Source organism: Desulfothermus naphthae, assembly GCF_054657475.1.
Genome location: NZ_BAAHYQ010000001.1, coordinates 114,967 through 131,889 on the forward strand (window position 1 = coordinate 114,967; position 16,923 = coordinate 131,889).

General features: G+C 35.9%; 22 protein-coding genes. 6 read left to right on the plus strand and 16 right to left on the minus strand.

Annotated features, from left to right (window positions below):
* Positions 1 to 465 precede the first annotated feature (465 nt).
* The 4 genes from ACYQ1E_RS00540 to ACYQ1E_RS00555 form a co-directional block, all read right to left on the minus strand.
* A complete protein-coding gene (locus ACYQ1E_RS00540; RefSeq protein ID WP_459874715.1) occupies positions 466 to 1,539 on the minus strand; it encodes an IS3 family transposase in 1,074 nt (357 codons plus the stop codon).
* Positions 1,500 to 1,967: a transposase gene (locus tag ACYQ1E_RS00545; RefSeq protein WP_459874716.1), complete on the minus strand. Its 468-nt coding sequence runs from the start codon at positions 1,965 to 1,967 to the stop codon at positions 1,500 to 1,502. The genes ACYQ1E_RS00540 and ACYQ1E_RS00545 overlap by 40 nt, the downstream gene beginning before the upstream one ends.
* Before the next feature lie 72 nt (positions 1,968 to 2,039).
* Complete coding sequence (locus ACYQ1E_RS00550) at positions 2,040 to 2,852, minus strand: FkbM family methyltransferase (RefSeq protein WP_459874717.1); 813 nt, start codon at positions 2,850 to 2,852, stop codon at positions 2,040 to 2,042.
* Positions 2,853 to 2,984: 132 nt separating this feature from the next.
* A complete protein-coding gene (locus ACYQ1E_RS00555) occupies positions 2,985 to 3,131 on the minus strand; it encodes a hypothetical protein (protein WP_459874718.1) in 147 nt (48 codons plus the stop codon).
* A 733-nt stretch (positions 3,132 to 3,864) separates the two neighbouring features.
* On the opposite strand from ACYQ1E_RS00555, the gene ACYQ1E_RS00560 reads away from it, so the two are divergent.
* Both ACYQ1E_RS00560 and ACYQ1E_RS00565 read left to right on the plus strand, forming a co-directional pair.
* Complete coding sequence (locus tag ACYQ1E_RS00560) at positions 3,865 to 4,779, plus strand: tyrosine-type recombinase/integrase (RefSeq protein ID WP_459874719.1); 915 nt, start codon at positions 3,865 to 3,867, stop codon at positions 4,777 to 4,779.
* The gene (locus ACYQ1E_RS00565; RefSeq protein ID WP_459874720.1) at positions 4,776 to 5,849 is read left to right on the plus strand and encodes an IS91 family transposase; all 1,074 of its coding nucleotides are present in this window, start codon (positions 4,776 to 4,778) and stop codon (positions 5,847 to 5,849) included. Before ACYQ1E_RS00560 ends, ACYQ1E_RS00565 begins: the two co-directional genes overlap by 4 nt.
* Positions 5,850 to 6,200: 351 nt before the next feature.
* Here ACYQ1E_RS00565 and ACYQ1E_RS00570 read toward each other — a convergent pair whose 3' ends face one another.
* Together ACYQ1E_RS00570 and ACYQ1E_RS00575 are read right to left on the minus strand one after the other, a co-directional pair.
* Positions 6,201 to 6,524 (minus strand): HigA family addiction module antitoxin, encoded by a 324-nt coding sequence (locus ACYQ1E_RS00570; RefSeq protein ID WP_459874721.1) that lies wholly within the window; start codon positions 6,522 to 6,524, stop codon positions 6,201 to 6,203.
* 6 nt (positions 6,525 to 6,530) lie between these two features.
* Positions 6,531 to 6,830: a type II toxin-antitoxin system RelE/ParE family toxin gene (locus ACYQ1E_RS00575; protein WP_459874722.1), complete on the minus strand. Its 300-nt coding sequence runs from the start codon at positions 6,828 to 6,830 to the stop codon at positions 6,531 to 6,533.
* A 125-nt stretch (positions 6,831 to 6,955) separates the two neighbouring features.
* Here ACYQ1E_RS00575 and ACYQ1E_RS00580 point away from each other — a divergent pair, with 125 nt between their 5' ends.
* Positions 6,956 to 7,339 (plus strand): transposase, encoded by a 384-nt coding sequence (locus ACYQ1E_RS00580; protein WP_459878409.1) that lies wholly within the window; start codon positions 6,956 to 6,958, stop codon positions 7,337 to 7,339.
* 285 nt (positions 7,340 to 7,624) lie between these two features.
* Here the strand turns inward: ACYQ1E_RS00580 and ACYQ1E_RS00585 are convergent, their stop codons facing one another.
* Positions 7,625 to 8,113 (minus strand): hypothetical protein, encoded by a 489-nt coding sequence (locus tag ACYQ1E_RS00585; RefSeq protein ID WP_459874723.1) that lies wholly within the window; start codon positions 8,111 to 8,113, stop codon positions 7,625 to 7,627.
* A gap of 51 nt (positions 8,114 to 8,164) precedes the next feature.
* A complete protein-coding gene (locus tag ACYQ1E_RS00590; protein ID WP_459874724.1) occupies positions 8,165 to 8,680 on the minus strand; it encodes a hypothetical protein in 516 nt (171 codons plus the stop codon).
* Positions 8,681 to 8,908: 228 nt separating this feature from the next.
* On the opposite strand from ACYQ1E_RS00590, the gene ACYQ1E_RS00595 reads away from it, so the two are divergent.
* Together ACYQ1E_RS00595 and ACYQ1E_RS00600 are read left to right on the plus strand one after the other, a co-directional pair.
* Complete coding sequence (locus ACYQ1E_RS00595; protein WP_459874719.1) at positions 8,909 to 9,823, plus strand: tyrosine-type recombinase/integrase; 915 nt, start codon at positions 8,909 to 8,911, stop codon at positions 9,821 to 9,823.
* Positions 9,820 to 10,899, plus strand: a complete 1,080-nt coding sequence (locus ACYQ1E_RS00600; protein WP_459874725.1) for an IS91 family transposase — start codon at positions 9,820 to 9,822, stop codon at positions 10,897 to 10,899. Before ACYQ1E_RS00595 ends, ACYQ1E_RS00600 begins: the two co-directional genes overlap by 4 nt.
* Positions 10,900 to 11,245: 346 nt before the next feature.
* Here ACYQ1E_RS00600 and ACYQ1E_RS00605 read toward each other — a convergent pair whose 3' ends face one another.
* From ACYQ1E_RS00605 to ACYQ1E_RS00620, 4 genes are all read right to left on the minus strand, one after another.
* A complete protein-coding gene (locus ACYQ1E_RS00605; protein WP_459878412.1) occupies positions 11,246 to 11,461 on the minus strand; it encodes a HepT-like ribonuclease domain-containing protein in 216 nt (71 codons plus the stop codon).
* 3 nt (positions 11,462 to 11,464) lie between these two features.
* Positions 11,465 to 11,617: a hypothetical protein gene (locus ACYQ1E_RS00610; RefSeq protein ID WP_459874726.1), complete on the minus strand. Its 153-nt coding sequence runs from the start codon at positions 11,615 to 11,617 to the stop codon at positions 11,465 to 11,467.
* Positions 11,610 to 11,894, minus strand: coding sequence for a nucleotidyltransferase family protein (locus ACYQ1E_RS00615; RefSeq protein WP_459874727.1), 285 nt, complete (start codon positions 11,892 to 11,894; stop codon positions 11,610 to 11,612). The genes ACYQ1E_RS00610 and ACYQ1E_RS00615 overlap by 8 nt, the downstream gene beginning before the upstream one ends.
* A gap of 293 nt (positions 11,895 to 12,187) precedes the next feature.
* Complete coding sequence (locus ACYQ1E_RS00620; RefSeq protein ID WP_459874728.1) at positions 12,188 to 13,441, minus strand: IS256 family transposase; 1,254 nt, start codon at positions 13,439 to 13,441, stop codon at positions 12,188 to 12,190.
* Between the two features lie 154 nt (positions 13,442 to 13,595).
* Between ACYQ1E_RS00620 and ACYQ1E_RS00625 the strand changes: the two genes are divergently transcribed.
* Positions 13,596 to 14,522 (plus strand): IS110 family RNA-guided transposase, encoded by a 927-nt coding sequence (locus ACYQ1E_RS00625; RefSeq protein ID WP_459878415.1) that lies wholly within the window; start codon positions 13,596 to 13,598, stop codon positions 14,520 to 14,522.
* Between the two features lie 275 nt (positions 14,523 to 14,797).
* On the opposite strand, the gene ACYQ1E_RS00630 is transcribed toward ACYQ1E_RS00625, so the two are convergent.
* From ACYQ1E_RS00630 to ACYQ1E_RS00645, 4 genes are read right to left on the minus strand one after another with little or no spacing between them, the layout of a single operon-like run.
* On the minus strand, positions 14,798 to 15,034 hold the full coding sequence (locus ACYQ1E_RS00630; RefSeq protein ID WP_459874729.1) for a YlcI/YnfO family protein: 237 nt from the start codon (positions 15,032 to 15,034) through the stop codon (positions 14,798 to 14,800).
* Positions 15,031 to 15,348 (minus strand): PIN domain-containing protein, encoded by a 318-nt coding sequence (locus ACYQ1E_RS00635; protein ID WP_459878418.1) that lies wholly within the window; start codon positions 15,346 to 15,348, stop codon positions 15,031 to 15,033. The genes ACYQ1E_RS00630 and ACYQ1E_RS00635 overlap by 4 nt, the downstream gene beginning before the upstream one ends.
* A 49-nt stretch (positions 15,349 to 15,397) precedes the next feature.
* Entirely contained in the window at positions 15,398 to 16,471 is a 1,074-nt protein-coding gene (locus ACYQ1E_RS00640; protein ID WP_459874715.1) for an IS3 family transposase, read from the minus strand.
* Positions 16,432 to 16,698 carry a transposase gene (locus ACYQ1E_RS00645; protein ID WP_459874730.1) on the minus strand — a complete coding sequence of 89 codons (267 nt, stop codon included), beginning with the start codon at positions 16,696 to 16,698 and terminating at the stop codon, positions 16,432 to 16,434. The genes ACYQ1E_RS00640 and ACYQ1E_RS00645 overlap by 40 nt, the downstream gene beginning before the upstream one ends.
* Positions 16,699 to 16,923 lie beyond the last annotated feature (225 nt).

Below are 16,923 nucleotides of genomic sequence, written 5' to 3' on the forward strand. Positions count from 1 at the left end.
ATAGCCCCACTTCTGCCTTATTCATTGCTTCATTTGCAGAAGAAGCTTTACCGACATGTGACAAACCGCCTCATGAAATATAAACATCTTTGCTGGATTGATCCCACTTAACTTCATAGCTTTTGCCATTACCAGACTCCATCCTTCCAATTACGGTTGCTGCCATAATTGATTTCCTCCTTTGTTTAGGTGTTCTTTTTTAACGTTAAGGTTAACAGGCTGCCAATGAAGCGCAGCGTAATTGGCAGTCCTTGTTCAACCCGTTGTTATACGTCGGGTCGATTCTAAAGATGCACTGAAATCAATCTCTTTCTCCTCAGGTACTGCAATATAATTTGTTGATGCTAAATCATTGACAACTTTAGGCTCGATTTTCGCTATTTTGATTATTTTCTTGTTCCCATTAATTTGATATACGGTGAATGTCAGTAAAGATGTCACCAAAAGTTATTTTATTTTTTCCCATCAAGCAACCTTTTTAAGATGTTGTTTAGCTTTTGGATTGAGATCAACACTTAAAATAGGATCCCAATTCCGAATGTTTCCAGACCACCGTTCTGGATGTTTAGAACGGGCTTTTTTGTATACATCTTTACGCTTGGCTAAAATCTCAATATCCAAGCCTAAGTGTCTCTGCTCAGGCGTAACAAACTTAATTTTGCTGTGATAATGTTTAAAATTATACCAATTAACAAATTCAAGACACCAATTCCTGGCTTCTTCCAGACTAGAAAATCTACATGGATACTCAGGACAATATTTTACTGTTTTAAAAAGGGACCCTATGTATGGATTATCATCACTAACATGAGGGCGACTAAAAGATGGCACTATCCCTAAATTCTGCATAGTAGCTAACATGCTTGAGCCTTTCATAGGCTTACCATTGTCTGAATGAATCACAAGCCCTTGTCCTGTAATATTTTCACAAAGCAAAGCTCTATTTAGTACTTTTGTTGCCAAGTCACTTTTTTGTTCTGAATATACCTCCCATCCTACTATCTTACGGCTATAAATATCTATGTACATGTATAAATAAAAAAACATGCCTTGGATTAATGTAGGAAGATAAGTGATATCCCAACTCCAAATCTGATTCGGCCCTGAAGCTCTATAATGTTTAGGTTTGGAATATGTCTTGGATTTAGACCTTTGTCTGTGTGTCAATTGACCTGCTTCTCTGAGTACACGGTAAAAAGTACTTTCTGATGCAATATATTGCCCTCTGTCAGCTAACATGGGTACAATCTTATTGGGGGATAACTCTTTGAAGGTCTCTGAATTACAAATAGATAAGATCTTTTTTCTTTCTTGCTCAGACAACTTGTTAGCTGGCTTCCTGGGGACATCTTTTCTCTTATCTTCCAAAGTCCCTGCACTCTTCCATCGTTGGTAAGTCCTTATTGAAATCCCAATAAGATCACATGCTTTTTTCAAACTACACCCCTCTTTTTTGGCTTGTGTTATAGCTTTGTAAGCATATTCTTTTTGTTGTAACTCTATCTTTCGTCCTCTTGCTCCTCCAAGAAATTTTCCCATTTTTTTTTAAGCACCAATAAAGCCGTTGTCTCTGCTATAGTCTTGTCCTTTCGCCGTATTTCCCTTTCTAACTTGCAAATCCTCTGTTTTAATCTTTTCTCTTTTTTCTTGAATTCCTTATTAGAACGGTTATCAATATTTTCCAGACAGGCCTGTTTCCATTTCTCCAATGTACTCGGATATATGCCTTTTTCCCTACAAAACCTGGACACCTCAATCTCACTCATTGAGGCACATTGAAAAAGTAAATTAAGTTTTTCTTCAGCTGAAAATTTTTTATTCATTGTTTTTCCTTTTTGAGCGTTAATTTTCCATGTCATCACTGTACTATAGGGGATATTATTCTCTCTTGCAATAGCAGCAACTGTTTTTGAAGTGGTTAAAATTTGCTTAAGCACACTTTCTTTAACATCTTCAGGATAAAACATAATAAAAGACTCCTTTTCGCCCAGGTTAAAATTTCCCCTTCCCCCTAGGGGGAAGGATGATAAGATAAGAGCTCAAGAAAAGAACCCCTTTCTTATCTCACTAACGCGACATCTTTCCTGAGACATTGGGTATATGTGATATTTTTTTGTCCGAAGTATTTCTTCCAATTCTTGTATTCGCAATTCCCTAAAATCGATTGACTCTTTATCAAGTTTTTCTTTTGTCACTACAAGATAATGGTGGAGAACTTCGAAGAGTATGAAAGGACGATGCTTGTCTATTGTCATTTTAAGTCCTTTTATTACTTCAAGTTCAGCACCTTCCACATCAACCTTTATTAGAGCTATTGAAGGTATGCCCAAACTGTCAATAACTTCATCCCCACGGGCAGCATATATATATTTTTTATAATTGTAAAAATTCGCTGGCCTGAATCCGTCAATCATACTTGCTACGTCCGATGCCATAGAATAGACTCCGTTTCCTCTTATATGAAGCAGTACGCATTCATTTTTATCAGAAAGTGCAATTGGCAAAATACAATAGTTTTTGATTTTGTTCTCAATTAAAAAACTTTCAACACATGAAGCAGCTGTGCTCTGTGGTTCGAAGCCAAAGTACAGACGATTTTTGTCAAAAGAAAGAATTTTAAGCAAGGTCTGCCCAGTATTTACTCCTACATCAATGATAGCCCCTTCATTTTTCTTTAGTGCTGCTCTATATATATCATCTAAAAATTCTTCATGATGCAACGTTTTAGACATAAGATTTGGCAATAAAAGCCTCCTCATATAAATGTCTTTACCTATACATATTTTTTCTTTCAAAAAAATACTTGCGACTAATGTTATCATTTTGTTGATTATTTTCTTTAGAATCTGCATATAGTTATCCTCCTCTTTATGACGTAATTAAGGTAGGACTGCCGATTACCCTACAGCCCCCCTCACAGATCCCTGCGTGCGGTTTTCTCGCACAGGGCTCTTCGATATTGTTCGCTTCGTACAAAAGCTTAGTTAACTCCAGTAACCGATTATTTTGGGACGTGGTATTTTAAAATACTCCATCATCTCTCCAAATTGGTGTTGTGAGTCTTCCTTTGCCTTCTTTGCTATTCCCCGCAGTGAGGTTGGCATATGTTTATCAGCCTTTCTTATCCGCATATGTTTCCTTTACGGGCTACACAATATCGTCATCCCCTTCCCCTTGTGATCGGGTGCTACCGTCTCTGAGTACTATGAGATGATCTGACTCCCTACCACCCTTCAAACGCTCTTCTTTTGGTTGATGCGTTTTACCCCTCTTCTTGGAGGAGGTGTCAGGGTCTCCCAGGTTCCTGACGCCTCTCTCTCTACATGCCACGCTCTCGGACACCGGCAGTCCCTCAGGAATCTTACCAAAGCGATTCCTTTGTGCAGGCTTTCAGCACGTTAACACCGTCGCCAACTGCTTTGTTCCTTCTTACGAGGCTGTATTGCTTAAGGGAGATACGTCTCCCTTGCGGCCTATAAAGTTCCCTGGGTACGCTTCACCTGTTTTGTTCGCCACAAAGTTCTTTTCATGACTCCGCCATAGGCGCAACACTCGGTACGGGCTGCTGGTCAGGCTTTGCCCGATAGGGACTTCCTGCCTATAAACATTGGCAGGGCATCCTATAAGAAGTGCCAAGCTGCGCCTGGCGCACTAACGTTAAAGCTAAGCTGCCGACAACCCCAAGCCCTAAGGGCGCAGCGGGTTGTCGGTCAGCTTGAGCGCCTTGTTGGACGAAGCCGCTAAAGCGGCAAGCAATTTTAGGTAATTATACTTCGGATAATTAATGATTGCAATATAAAGTTTATGTGATAAAAGGTTAGCTAGTATTGAGCCAAGAAGAGGCTCTTAAATTAGGAGGTTATAATGAACACAAACATGCCCACTGACCCCAAATTCAATGCTTATTATCAAAAACATGTTAAGTTACTGAAATTAAGCGGATTTCAGCCAAAAACAATTGAGGCATATTCTAGGGCACTTAGGCGAATCGGAAATTACTTTGATTGTAAAATATCCGACCTATCCTCTGACCAGCTTCTGGATTACTTCAACGATCTTCGGGCAAGCCACTCCTGGAGTGCCGTCAAGCTCGATCTCTATGGTCTCAAATTTTTTTATTCCTATGTGCTGAAAAAAACATGGGAAAATATCCCTTTGATTAAACCGCCAAAAACATCCAGAATTCCTGATATTCTGACTATAGAAGAACTTCAACGATTAATAACAGCTACCAGAAGTTTGAGTTACAAAGTTTTCTTTTTCACACTCTATTCATTGGGATTGCGGTTGGGTGAGGGAATTGAGCTTCACCTCGGAGATATCGACTATACAAACATGAGGGTTCATATTCGTGATGCCAAGGGCAGAAAAGATAGATTAGTCCCATTGCCACGGAAAACCTTACAGGTACTCAGAAATTTTTGGAGAGTTCACAAACATCCACGCTTTATATTCCCAAATCGCAAAAGAGGTCGTAAAAACGCCCATCTTGTTGACAAACCACTGGATAGAAGTGGCATCCAGACTGCCATGAAAGTAGTTGTCACAGAACTAGAAATTAGAAAAAAAATTTCATGTCACTCTCTTCGCCACAGTTATGCGACACATATGCTGGAGGCCGGAGTTGACCTTGTAGAATTACAGAAAATCCTGGGGCATGTCAGCATCCTCACAACCTCAAAATACACACACCTTACCAACAAAACCGGAACCAATGCTCAAAAGGCTGCAAACTTCCTCAGCAATCACCTTGAAATCAGATGGGGAGATGTGCAATGATTTACCTTTCTTCTATCATAACCCAATTCAAAGATTCTTTTTTTGTAAAGTATAAAAATTTCGTCCTGCCGGCCCATAAAAAGGCCCTACATGTCATGGAACATTGCAGGGATAAACATGGCCCTCTCATGTTAGCACGGTGCTCAAATGATAACTGCTCCCACACCGTTTATATTCCACATTCATGTGGACACAGAAGTTGTCCTCACTGCCAGAACCATGAAAACCAGCAATGGATAGAAAATCAGTTGAGCAAAAAACTTCCCGCTACTTACTGGCTGATTACATTTACTCTTCCCACTCAGCTCAGAAACCTGGCATGGAAAAATCAAAAAACCTTCTATTCCCTGATGTTTGAATCTGTCCAGGAAACCTTGAAGACTTTTGTAAAAAACGATAAAAAACTTGGCGGTGCAGCAGGCTTTATTGCCGTACTTCATACCCATTCCCGCAACCTTAACTATCATCCCCACATCCATGTAATCATGCCTGCAGCCAGCATCAATACAAAAACAGGGCTGTGGCGAACAAAATCCACTAAATACCTCTTTAACCAAAAGGCTCTTGGAACCGTGTTTAGGGCTAAACTCCTGCACGCCATTGTAGATGCAAAACTTAGACTCCCCAAAAATTGCTCCAAAAAATGGATCGTCCACTGTAAAAACGTCGGAAACGCTGAAAAGGCCATTGTCTATCTTGGCAATTATCTTTACAGAGGAGTTATTCGGGAAAAGGACATCTTAAAATGCAAAAACGGAAAGGTCACCTTCAGATACTTCCATGCCAAAACCAGGCAATATAAAACCAGAACCGTTTCAGGTGAATACTTCCTCTATCTCATTATGCTCCATGTATTGCCTAAAGGCTTTAGAAGAAGCAGAAGTTATGGCTTTCTTCACTCATGCAGCAAGAAATTAATCTGTTTTTTACAGTTGATACTCCGTATTAATCCATTCACCAAATGGAAACGAAAACCGTCAATAGTCTGCCCCCTCTGTGGAAATAGCATGAAGATTATAAAAACAATGATACCTGGATTATTACCATCGCAACCTGGTTATTGTACATGAAAGGGGCTGGGAGGATGATTATGTAAGCTCAAACCATATATGATTCAAAAAACCGGAGATCTTTTAAAATCCCCGGCAAAGGATAGTTATACCCTAAAAACAGAATTTTTTACCTGAAAATTGCCTGGATATTAAAAAAAATGACAATCGCAACAACAAATCAACTTCCCATAGCATTGGTTAATCCAACCAATGCCCCTTACCACCACTTTCCTTGATCAACACTCCATAGCCACAAAAAGATATTTTCTATATTTAACCGGGCTTGTCCAACAAACGGTTCAGATTGTGGTTCGCTCTCTTACGCTCGCTCTCACAATCTAACCTTATTCGTTCGGCTTTCAATATTTTTTAGACTTCTGCTGGTTCATGCCTCAATTTCAATGGCTCAATCTCTTTTAATATCTCTTTTTCCTTCTTCATTGCACGATAAAGATCCCATCTAAGTTGTAAATTAAGCCAAAAATCTTCACTTGTGCCAAAAAATTTGGCCAATCTCAAAGCAGTGCTTGGTGTAATGCCTCTTTTTCCATTTATAATCTCATTTATCTTTTGATATGGAACTTTTATACCTTTAGAAAGCTCTTTTTGAGTTATACCCATGGGTTTCAAAAATTCTTCCAAAAGCATCTCTCCTGGATGAGTTGGTTTTCTATGTGTTGGTATTCTTATCATTCTTATTTACCCCTTATGGTAATCTACTATTTCTACTTCTGATGGACCCTTATCTTCCCATATAAAACAAATACGATATTGATCGTTTATTCTTATGCTGTACTGGCCTTTTCTATTCCCTTTTAGGATTTCTAGCTTGTTACCAGGAGGAATGGATAAATCTTCTAGTGTTGCCGCAGAATCAAGTTGATCTAGTTTTCTTCTTGCAATTTTCCAAAGTTGTTCAGGACAGGTTTTCCTAGCTCTTTTAGTATTTTTCCCATTGAAAATATCCTCTGTGCCAAGATTTTTAAACGATAATATCATGTATAATCATTATCACGGTATTCATGTTATTTCAAGCCTAATTTTGTAGCCGAACGTCTGAACTCACTGGTTTTTACGGAGCGGAGCGGAGTAAAAATCCAGTGCAGTAAAAATCCAGTGCAGAAATCTTTTATCTTCTTAAAACAGTCCCAGGTATAGGTTCTAAAATAGCATTTATTATCCTATCAGAAATTATTGACATGAAAAGATTTAAAAATTTCGACCAATTAAAATCATATGTGGGTCTTACTCCTTCTGTATATTCCTCTGGAGATACTCATTATGAATATGGACTTACATATAGAAAAAATTCCAGATTAAAATATGCATTAATAGAAGCCTCATGGGTTGCAATTAGAAAAGACCCTGCATTATTAGAAAGTTATAACAAATTAATAACTAGAATGAAAAAACAACAAGCTATCATTAGAATAGCTAAAAAACTTCTATCTAGAATAAGGCATGTATGGTTAAATAAACAACCTTATGTAACAGGTATAGTAGAATAAATTAATGCATTTAAAATTTGGCAGACCGCAAACACGTCGATGCGGAAGATTTAACATCTTTCGCTAAGCTGCAGACTGCGGCTGCCATTAAAATGTGTTAATTCTAGGTCATGCAGCAGGGCCTAATCCCTGACTGTTAATAATAGCTTGCATTAATACTTATTCTACTACTACCTATGAATTAAAAAAGGAGTACTTCCGTGCCTTAACGAAAATTTTTTTAAAAAATTTATTTATGAGCTTGACTTTTTACATAATAGCATCTTGTTAAACAGCACATTTAATTCATTCAATCGGTAATCGAGTTGAAGCTGCCTCACACGGTGACCAAAACCAACCTCGGGGATCCCAAGTTCTTCCATATTTATACTTTTTACACACAGTTTTATAAGCTTCCTCAGCTATTCTTTTATATTTCAAATTTTTAGTTTTTTTATATAAAAATTCAGCGGATCTTCCCTTTATCCAATAAGCAGTTGCGACATCATTTAAAAGTCCTCGTTCAAATATTTTATGCTTTTCTGGACTAGAAACTTTACCTGTTGGTGGTTCAGGTATATGTTTTAATTCTAAATTCTTTTGTATTTTAGCAGCTTGTTTGCCAAATTCATCAATACACTTATCTGCATATTTTATTGCATGTTCATAGTTTTCTTTATTAAAAGCATTCCATGCATTTTTTAAACATATTTCTTCTGCTTGTAATGATACCTTCATTAAAGAAAACAAAACCCAAAATAAAACTATTAAAATTTTTTTGTTACTTTTAACCATTGCTATAACCTCCCTTTGTGTATTAAGAAGATATTTACAAAAAAATTGGTATTATTTTCGTTGTACTGTAATTTCATCAAATTCTTTTGTTCCATTAGGAAGTATATTTAACCAACAACCAATAGGTCTACTGTTACACTGCTCAAATTCTTCTTGAGCCTTATTATCAACTAACAAGGCAATTATATCAAATTCTTCACCTGAGTCAGCACTTGAACCTATATTAACATTATAACTAACCCAATTACCTTGATTAGTAATAATAGCATGGCTTTGATGTGGATAGAATACTCTGTCAGAATGTGAGTAGACTACAATCCAAATTCTAAAATCTGACGGAACATTTCGATAAGTTCCTCTAATGGTTTCAATCTGATTTACTATTTGGCCATTAACAGGAGATATAATTTTTATATAAATTTTATTATACTTTTTCCAGCTCCAAAATCCTATAATACTAATCACAAATATTAAGATTAATCCAAGAAAAACTTTTTTAAAAGGGATATTTCTTTCTCTTAAGTATTCAATTATAGCAGTTATCAATTTTATTATAGATTCGATCATGTTGTTTTTATACGAACTTAGATATTTCTATCTGTCTGTTTAACGTTAGAGGTCAGCGGCGAGCGGGTAGCGAGTCCGCTGAACCGACTTGTTGGACGAAGCCGCTAAAGCGGCAAGCAATTTTAGGTAATTATACTTCGGATAATTAATGATTGCAATATAAAGTTTATGTGATAAAAGGTTAGCTAGTATTGAGCCAAGAAGAGGCTCTTAAATTAGGAGGTTATAATGAACACAAACATGCCCACTGACCCCAAATTCAATGCTTATTATCAAAAACATGTTAAGTTACTGAAATTAAGCGGATTTCAGCCAAAAACAATTGAGGCATATTCTAGGGCACTTAGGCGAATCGGAAATTACTTTGATTGTAAAATATCCGACCTATCCTCTGACCAGCTTCTGGATTACTTCAACGATCTTCGGGCAAGCCACTCCTGGAGTGCCGTCAAGCTCGATCTCTATGGTCTCAAATTTTTTTATTCCTATGTGCTGAAAAAAACATGGGAAAATATCCCTTTGATTAAACCGCCAAAAACATCCAGAATTCCTGATATTCTGACTATAGAAGAACTTCAACGATTAATAACAGCTACCAGAAGTTTGAGTTACAAAGTTTTCTTTTTCACACTCTATTCATTGGGATTGCGGTTGGGTGAGGGAATTGAGCTTCACCTCGGAGATATCGACTATACAAACATGAGGGTTCATATTCGTGATGCCAAGGGCAGAAAAGATAGATTAGTCCCATTGCCACGGAAAACCTTACAGGTACTCAGAAATTTTTGGAGAGTTCACAAACATCCACGCTTTATATTCCCAAATCGCAAAAGAGGTCGTAAAAACGCCCATCTTGTTGACAAACCACTGGATAGAAGTGGCATCCAGACTGCCATGAAAGTAGTTGTCACAGAACTAGAAATTAGAAAAAAAATTTCATGTCACTCTCTTCGCCACAGTTATGCGACACATATGCTGGAGGCCGGAGTTGACCTTGTAGAATTACAGAAAATCCTGGGGCATGTCAGCATCCTCACAACCTCAAAATACACACACCTTACCAACAAAACCGGAACCAATGCTCAAAAGGCTGCAAACTTCCTCAGCAATCACCTTGAAATCAGATGGGGAGATGTGCAATGATTTACCTTTCTTCTATCATAACCCAATTCAAAGATTCTTTTTTTGTAAAGTATAAAAATTTCGTCCTGCCGGCCCATAAAAAGGCCCTACATGTCATGGAACATTGCAGGGATAAACATGGCCCTCTCATGTTAGCACGGTGCTCAAATGATAACTGCTCCCACACCGTTTATATTCCACATTCATGTGGACACAGAAGTTGTCCTCACTGCCAGAACCATGAAAACCAGCAATGGATAGAAAATCAGTTGAGCAAAAAACTTCCCGCTACTTACTGGCTGATTACATTTACTCTTCCCACTCAGCTCAGAAACCTGGCATGGAAAAATCAAAAAACCTTCTATTCCCTGATGTTTGAATCTGTCCAGGAAACCTTGAAGACTTTTGTAAAAAACGATAAAAAACTTGGCGGTGCAGCAGGCTTTATTGCCGTACTTCATACCCATTCCCGCAACCTTAACTATCATCCCCACATCCATGTAATCATGCCTGCAGCCAGCATCAATACAAAAACAGGGCTGTGGCGAACAAAATCCACTAAATACCTCTTTAACCAAAAGGCTCTTGGAACCGTGTTTAGGGCTAAACTCCTGCACGCCATTGTAGATGCAAAACTTAGACTCCCCAAAAATTGCTCCAAAAAATGGATCGTCCACTGTAAAAACGTCGGAAACGCTGAAAAGGCCATTGTCTATCTTGGCAATTATCTTTACAGAGGAGTTATTCGGGAAAAGGACATCTTAAAATGCAAAAACGGAAAGGTCACCTTCAGATACTTCCATGCCAAAACCAGGCAATATAAAACCAGAACCGTTTCAGGTGAATACTTCCTCTATCTCATTATGCTCCATGTATTGCCTAAAGGCTTTAGAAGAAGCAGAAGTTATGGCTTTCTTCACTCATGCAGCAAGAAATTAATCTGTTTTTTACAGTTGATACTCCGTATTAATCCATTCACCAAATGGAAACGAAAACCAAAACCGTCAATAGTCTGCCCCCTCTGTGGAAATAGCATGAAGATTATAAAAACAATGATACCTGGATTATTACCATCGCAACCTGGTTATTGTACATGAAAGGGGCTGGGAGGATGATTATGTAAGCTCAAACTATATATGATTCAAAAAACCGGAGATCTTTTAAAATCCCCGGCAAAGGATAGTTATACCCTAAAAACAGAATTTTTTACCTGAAAATTGCCTGGATATTAAAAAAAATGACAATCGCAACAACAAATCAACTTCCCATAGCATTGGTTAATCCAACCAATGCCCCTTACCACCACTTTCCTTGATCAACACTCCATAGCCACAAAAAGATATTTTCTATATTTAACCGGGCTTGTCCAACAAACGGTTCAGATTGTGGTTCGCTCTCTTACGCTCGCTCTCACAATCTAACCTTATTCGTTAGCCTTTGATTTTATATGTCTTTTAAAATCTCTTCTATTGTATCTTTAAGCTCTGGTATTTTATTCTTGCATACTTCATAAATTATCTCTGCATCAATATCAAAATAATGATGACTTATTATATCTCTCATTCCTTTTATCTCTTTCCAATCAATAGAGGGATATTTAGAAAATAATTTCCCTTCTATAAGTTTATCTATTTTTTTAACAGTTTCTCCAATTGCTATAAGTTACATACATATTGAATCCAATTTCTCCATATCTCCTAAAGAATTGGTAAAATCTAATACTTTTCTTACTGGTGCAAAATGATATAGAACAACTTCTAATGCATTATTTATTTGCTGTAAAATTTCTATTATCAATTCCTTATCGTTATACATAAATAAAATCTCTTTCTATTCTTTTTTTCATAGATGGATTTATATCATTTGCAACTATTATAGTATCAAAATGATTATTAAATTTTTCTTCTAATTCTATTTTTATCCTACCTAATAAAAACAAATCTGCATATTTCTGTCCTACAACTACATCTTTATCACTTTTTTGATTATATTTATTTCTTGTTACAGAGCCAAATATACCTATCTTAATAATTTTATCTTTATATTTTTCTTTTATTTTCTGTAAATTTTTTATTATTACTTCTCTATTCATCACTTTTATTTAGGGCTAACGCAAAGCTCAGTGGCGAGCAACCGCCAAGCCGTAGGCACAGGCGGGTTGCGAGTCCACTGCAGACCTTATGCTAAAAAGCACTTTACGAGTTTAACCCTCCCAGGATATAAGGAGGGAATCAATAAACTTAAACCTTATACCCCAGGAGAGCATTTATGAAACAACAAAAAAATAATAAAAAAATTTCTTTTAAAGGTAAAGATTTTTTCATAGGAATTGATGTCCATAAAAAAACTTGGTATATCTCTATTAGACATAAACGGGCGGTTGTGTCAAGAATTTTGTGTAAAAATTTTATTAATATTTTTTAGGTTAATCAAAGAATTTTGCATCATCCCTATAGGGTGAGATTGCCAGTATAACTCCATTTTAAGGCTTATAAAAGAAAGTAATAAGTAGCAACTTGTCTCTCCTCCTATTATTTCCATACTTTTTGTTCTTCTTTTAAACTCTTTATGCAACCTTTCTATTATATTGGTACTTCTTATTGATACCCATTCTTCATAAGGAAATGAATAAAATGTTGTACAATACTTAAAACTTTTTTCTAAACTCCTTACTGCTGAAGGGATTATTTTTTCCCATTTTTGTTTGAATTTCATAAAAAGCTCATAAGATTCTTTTTTAGATGCGGCATAAAATATATCTCTTAAAGCATCTGCTACTTCTTTTTTATACTTTTTAGGCACTTTATATAGCACATTTCTCATAACATGAACTAGACATCTCTGAATTTTGGAATTTATAAATTCTTCTTTAAAAACCCTTTCTAAACCACTAAGACCATCCATTACTCCTAATTTTATATCTGAGCCTTTCAGACCTCTGGATTTTAAATCCTTAAAAAATTCTCGCCAGGAAGATGCGCTCTCTTTATCTCCCATTTGAAAACCTAACACCTTTTTTATTCCCTTATCATTTACTCCTATTGCTACTAATATGGGTAAACTCTCTATGCTATTGCCTATTCGAATTTTAAAATTAACTCCATCTACAAATAAATACTTTATTTTTTCTCGGGATAAATCCCGATTTCGCCATCTCTCTATTGCTTCCTTTAATTCTTTAGTACAGTTAGATACTTGACTATGACTTATTTTATAGCCCAATAAATGCTTAGAAATCATAGATAACGTTCTTGTGCTTAGGCCTGTTAAAAACAACAAGGAGATATCTCTGCTAAGTTCTTCCTCCTGTCTCTTATACTTGGGAATAATTCTACTATTAAATTTCCCAAGTCTATCTCTAGGAACTTGAACCCTTATCCCCCCTATTCCTTTTATTGCAAATGTCTTAGTTGTATATCCATTCCTGTAATTCCTTTCCCTTTTTCCTTTAATCCTCTCATATTTCTGCCTTCCTAAAAAAATAGTAAGTTCAACTTCCATCATCTTTGTCAGAAATTTCCCTATGGGGTCCTTAATATCTCTTCTTATCAACTTAAAAATATTCTCAGGAACTAAAACTAAGTCCTTGATAAAATCCTTAATTTCAGGCAAACTAATCTTGCATTCGAATATAGACATAGGGCATCCTCCTTTATGGGTTTTTTAAGTTATTTTTTCCTTTCACCTCACCCTAAAGGATGATGCCCATTTTTTCTACAAAAAATTTACACAAATTTTTTTACACTACCTAACGGGGCTTATTAAATCTTTTGCCAGGGACCCTATACCTGAAATTCTCGTTAATTTCCTTAATAAAAATTATCCTTGTGCTAATTTCTTTGTGGCATATGAAACTGGAAGATTTGGCTTCTGGATCTATAGAAAATTTAAAAAATTGGGCATTAATTGTATGGTCGTTAATCCTGCTGATATACCTTCTACTCATAAAGAAAAAGATAAAAAATCTGATAAAATCGATTCTATTAAATTAGCTAGAGAGTTGGAAAATAATAATCTTAAACCCATATACGTACCGCCTCCAGAGGCTCAGCATTTAAGATCCTTAGTAAGATTATATCTAAATTACACTAAAAACATCACTAGAACCAAAAATCAAATAAAAAGTTTTTTAGATTATAACGGTATAACATTACCAAAACATACATCTTATTGGTCTAATAACTTCATTAATCACCTCTATTCCATAACTATTGATAATGGACCAGGAGATAAAACTCTACACTCTCTTTTGAATATTCTCTGTTTCTTTAGAAAAGAACAAAATGATATCTTAAAACAAATAAGAAAATTCATAAATAACTCTTATTTTAAAGAAATCTTTTATCTTCTTAAAACAGTCCCAGGTATAGGTTCTAAAATAGCATTTACTATCCTATCAGAAATTATTGACATGAAAAGATTTAAAAATTTCGACCAATTAAAATCATATGGGGGTCTTACTCCTTCTGTATATTCCTCTGGAGATACTCATTATGAATATGGACTTACATATAGAAAAAATTCCAGATTAAAATATGCATTAATAGAAGCCTCATGGGTTGCAATTAGAAAAGACCCTGCATTATTAGAAAGTTATAACAAATTAATAACTAGAATGAAAAAACAACAAGCTATCATTAAAATAGCTAAAAAACTTCTATCTAGAATAAGGCATGTATGGTTAAATAAACAACCTTATGTAACAGGTATAGTAGAATAAATTAATGCATTTAAAATTTGGCAGACCGCAAACAAGTCGATGCGGAAGATTTAACATCTTTCGCTAAGCTGCAGACTGCGGCTGCCATTAAAATGTGTTAATTCTAGGTCATGCAGCAGGGCCTAATCCCTGACTGTTAATAATAGCTTGCATTAATACTTATTCTACTACTACCTATGAATTAAAAAAGGAGTACTTCCGTGCCTTAACGAAAATTTTTTTAAAAAATTTATTTATGAGCTTGACTTTTTACATAATAGCACTTTGTTATGCTATTACAGCTTATCATATTCAAATGGTTCAACGTCTGGAACTTCTTTTAGAGCATCTAAAAACTTATCCCGTGAAGCTTCCTTAGCTCTTTTTTTTAGATAATCTAAGGTTATTAACGCACTAATCTTCTCTGCTAATGCAGAGGCAATAAACTGATTAATTGATATTCCTTCTTTTTTGGATAACTCTCGTACTGTTTCATGAAGAGAGTTAGGTAATCGTACACTTAATGTACTCATTTAACGACTCCTATTTTATTTAAAAAATCTTTTGCTGATAGGACTTTTATACCAAATTTTTCTACTCCCTTAAAATCTCTTATATTGTAAGTCACTATATATTTACATCGAGCTGTTACTGCCAATTCGAGTATCATATCGTCCTTCGGATCTCTCAAAAATGGTCTCCATAAATAATAAATCTCATGATGTTCTGATACTAAACACAAATAATTTAAAATATCATTTATTTTTTCATCTGATAATTTAATTTTTGAACGATTTCGTTTAATAATTGATTTATATTCAATAAATAGTGGTACTGATAATACAATCGGTGAATGTCAGTAAAGATGTCACCAAAAGTTATTTTATTTTTTCCCATCAAGCAACCTTTTTAAGATGTTGTTTAGCTTTTGGATTGAGATCAACACTTAAAATAGGATCCCAATTCCGAATGTTTCCAGACCACCGTTCTGGATGTTTAGAACGGGCTTTTTTGTATACATCTTTACGCTTGGCTAAAATCTCAATATCCAAGCCTAAGTGTCTCTGCTCAGGCGTAACAAACTTAATTTTGCTGTGATAATGTTTAAAATTATACCAATTAACAAATTCAAGACACCAATTCCTGGCTTCTTCCAGACTAGAAAATCTACATGGATACTCAGGACAATATTTTACTGTTTTAAAAAGGGACCCTATGTATGGATTATCATCACTAACATGAGGGCGACTAAAAGATGGCACTATCCCTAAATTCTGCATAGTAGCTAACATGCTTGAGCCTTTCATAGGCTTACCATTGTCTGAATGAATCACAAGCCCTTGTCCTGTAATATTTTCACAAAGCAAAGCTCTATTTAGTACTTTTGTTGCCAAGTCACTTTTTTGTTCTGAATATACCTCCCATCCTACTATCTTACGGCTATAAATATCTATGTACATGTATAAATAAAAAAACATGCCTTGGATTAATGTAGGAAGATAAGTGATATCCCAACTCCAAATCTGATTCGGCCCTGAAGCTCTATAATGTTTAGGTTTGGAATATGTCTTGGATTTAGACCTTTGTCTGTGTGTCAATTGACCTGCTTCTCTGAGTACACGGTAAAAAGTACTTTCTGATGCAATATATTGCCCTCTGTCAGCTAACATGGGTACAATCTTATTGGGGGATAACTCTTTGAAGGTCTCTGAATTACAAATAGATAAGATCTTTTTTCTTTCTTGCTCAGACAACTTGTTAGCTGGCTTCCTGGGGACATCTTTTCTCTTATCTTCCAAAGTCCCTGCACTCTTCCATCGTTGGTAAGTCCTTATTGAAATCCCAATAAGATCACATGCTTTTTTCAAACTACACCCCTCTTTTTTGGCTTGTGTTATAGCTTTGTAAGCATATTCTTTTTGTTGTAACTCTATCTTTCGTCCTCTTGCTCCTCCAAGAAATTTTCCCATTTTTTTTTAAGCACCAATAAAGCCGTTGTCTCTGCTATAGTCTTGTCCTTTCGCCGTATTTCCCTTTCTAACTTGCAAATCCTCTGTTTTAATCTTTTCTCTTTTTTCTTGAATTCCTTATTAGAACGGTTATCAATATTTTCCAGACAGGCCTGTTTCCATTTCTCCAATGTACTCGGATATATGCCTTTTTCCCTACAAAACCTGGACACCTCAATCTCACTCATTGAGGCACATTGAAAAAGTAAATTACCTAAAATCTGCAATTACAGTTCAATCGTAAGCAACTGATTGTTCTGGACAGAGATACCTAGATATGGAGCTGTTATGTTAAAGGATATGTCTCCCTCATTGTGACTTGGAAGGCTTTTTCAGGTAGAAGCTGCGGTCAGTGGCACTCTTTACGGGTGTGTAAAGGCACACCACTGCACATGGACTTACGCAAAATCCTA

Coding starts and splice junctions, on each gene's coding strand:
- ACYQ1E_RS00540 (WP_459874715.1), bottom strand. CDS start 1,539: ATGGGAAAATTTCTTGGAGGAGCAAGAGGACGAAAGATAGAGTTACAA.
- ACYQ1E_RS00545 (WP_459874716.1), bottom strand. CDS start 1,967: ATGTTTTATCCTGAAGATGTTAAAGAAAGTGTGCTTAAGCAAATTTTA.
- ACYQ1E_RS00550 (WP_459874717.1), bottom strand. CDS start 2,852: ATGCAGATTCTAAAGAAAATAATCAACAAAATGATAACATTAGTCGCA.
- ACYQ1E_RS00555 (WP_459874718.1), bottom strand. CDS start 3,131: ATGCGGATAAGAAAGGCTGATAAACATATGCCAACCTCACTGCGGGGA.
- ACYQ1E_RS00560 (WP_459874719.1), top strand. CDS start 3,865: ATGAACACAAACATGCCCACTGACCCCAAATTCAATGCTTATTATCAA.
- ACYQ1E_RS00565 (WP_459874720.1), top strand. CDS start 4,776: ATGATTTACCTTTCTTCTATCATAACCCAATTCAAAGATTCTTTTTTT.
- ACYQ1E_RS00570 (WP_459874721.1), bottom strand. CDS start 6,524: ATGATAAGAATACCAACACATAGAAAACCAACTCATCCAGGAGAGATG.
- ACYQ1E_RS00575 (WP_459874722.1), bottom strand. CDS start 6,830: ATGATATTATCGTTTAAAAATCTTGGCACAGAGGATATTTTCAATGGG.
- ACYQ1E_RS00585 (WP_459874723.1), bottom strand. CDS start 8,113: ATGGTTAAAAGTAACAAAAAAATTTTAATAGTTTTATTTTGGGTTTTG.
- ACYQ1E_RS00590 (WP_459874724.1), bottom strand. CDS start 8,680: ATGATCGAATCTATAATAAAATTGATAACTGCTATAATTGAATACTTA.
- ACYQ1E_RS00595 (WP_459874719.1), top strand. CDS start 8,909: ATGAACACAAACATGCCCACTGACCCCAAATTCAATGCTTATTATCAA.
- ACYQ1E_RS00600 (WP_459874725.1), top strand. CDS start 9,820: ATGATTTACCTTTCTTCTATCATAACCCAATTCAAAGATTCTTTTTTT.
- ACYQ1E_RS00610 (WP_459874726.1), bottom strand. CDS start 11,617: ATGTATAACGATAAGGAATTGATAATAGAAATTTTACAGCAAATAAAT.
- ACYQ1E_RS00615 (WP_459874727.1), bottom strand. CDS start 11,894: ATGAATAGAGAAGTAATAATAAAAAATTTACAGAAAATAAAAGAAAAA.
- ACYQ1E_RS00620 (WP_459874728.1), bottom strand. CDS start 13,441: ATGTCTATATTCGAATGCAAGATTAGTTTGCCTGAAATTAAGGATTTT.
- ACYQ1E_RS00630 (WP_459874729.1), bottom strand. CDS start 15,034: ATGAGTACATTAAGTGTACGATTACCTAACTCTCTTCATGAAACAGTA.
- ACYQ1E_RS00640 (WP_459874715.1), bottom strand. CDS start 16,471: ATGGGAAAATTTCTTGGAGGAGCAAGAGGACGAAAGATAGAGTTACAA.
- ACYQ1E_RS00645 (WP_459874730.1), bottom strand. CDS start 16,698: ATGAGTGAGATTGAGGTGTCCAGGTTTTGTAGGGAAAAAGGCATATAT.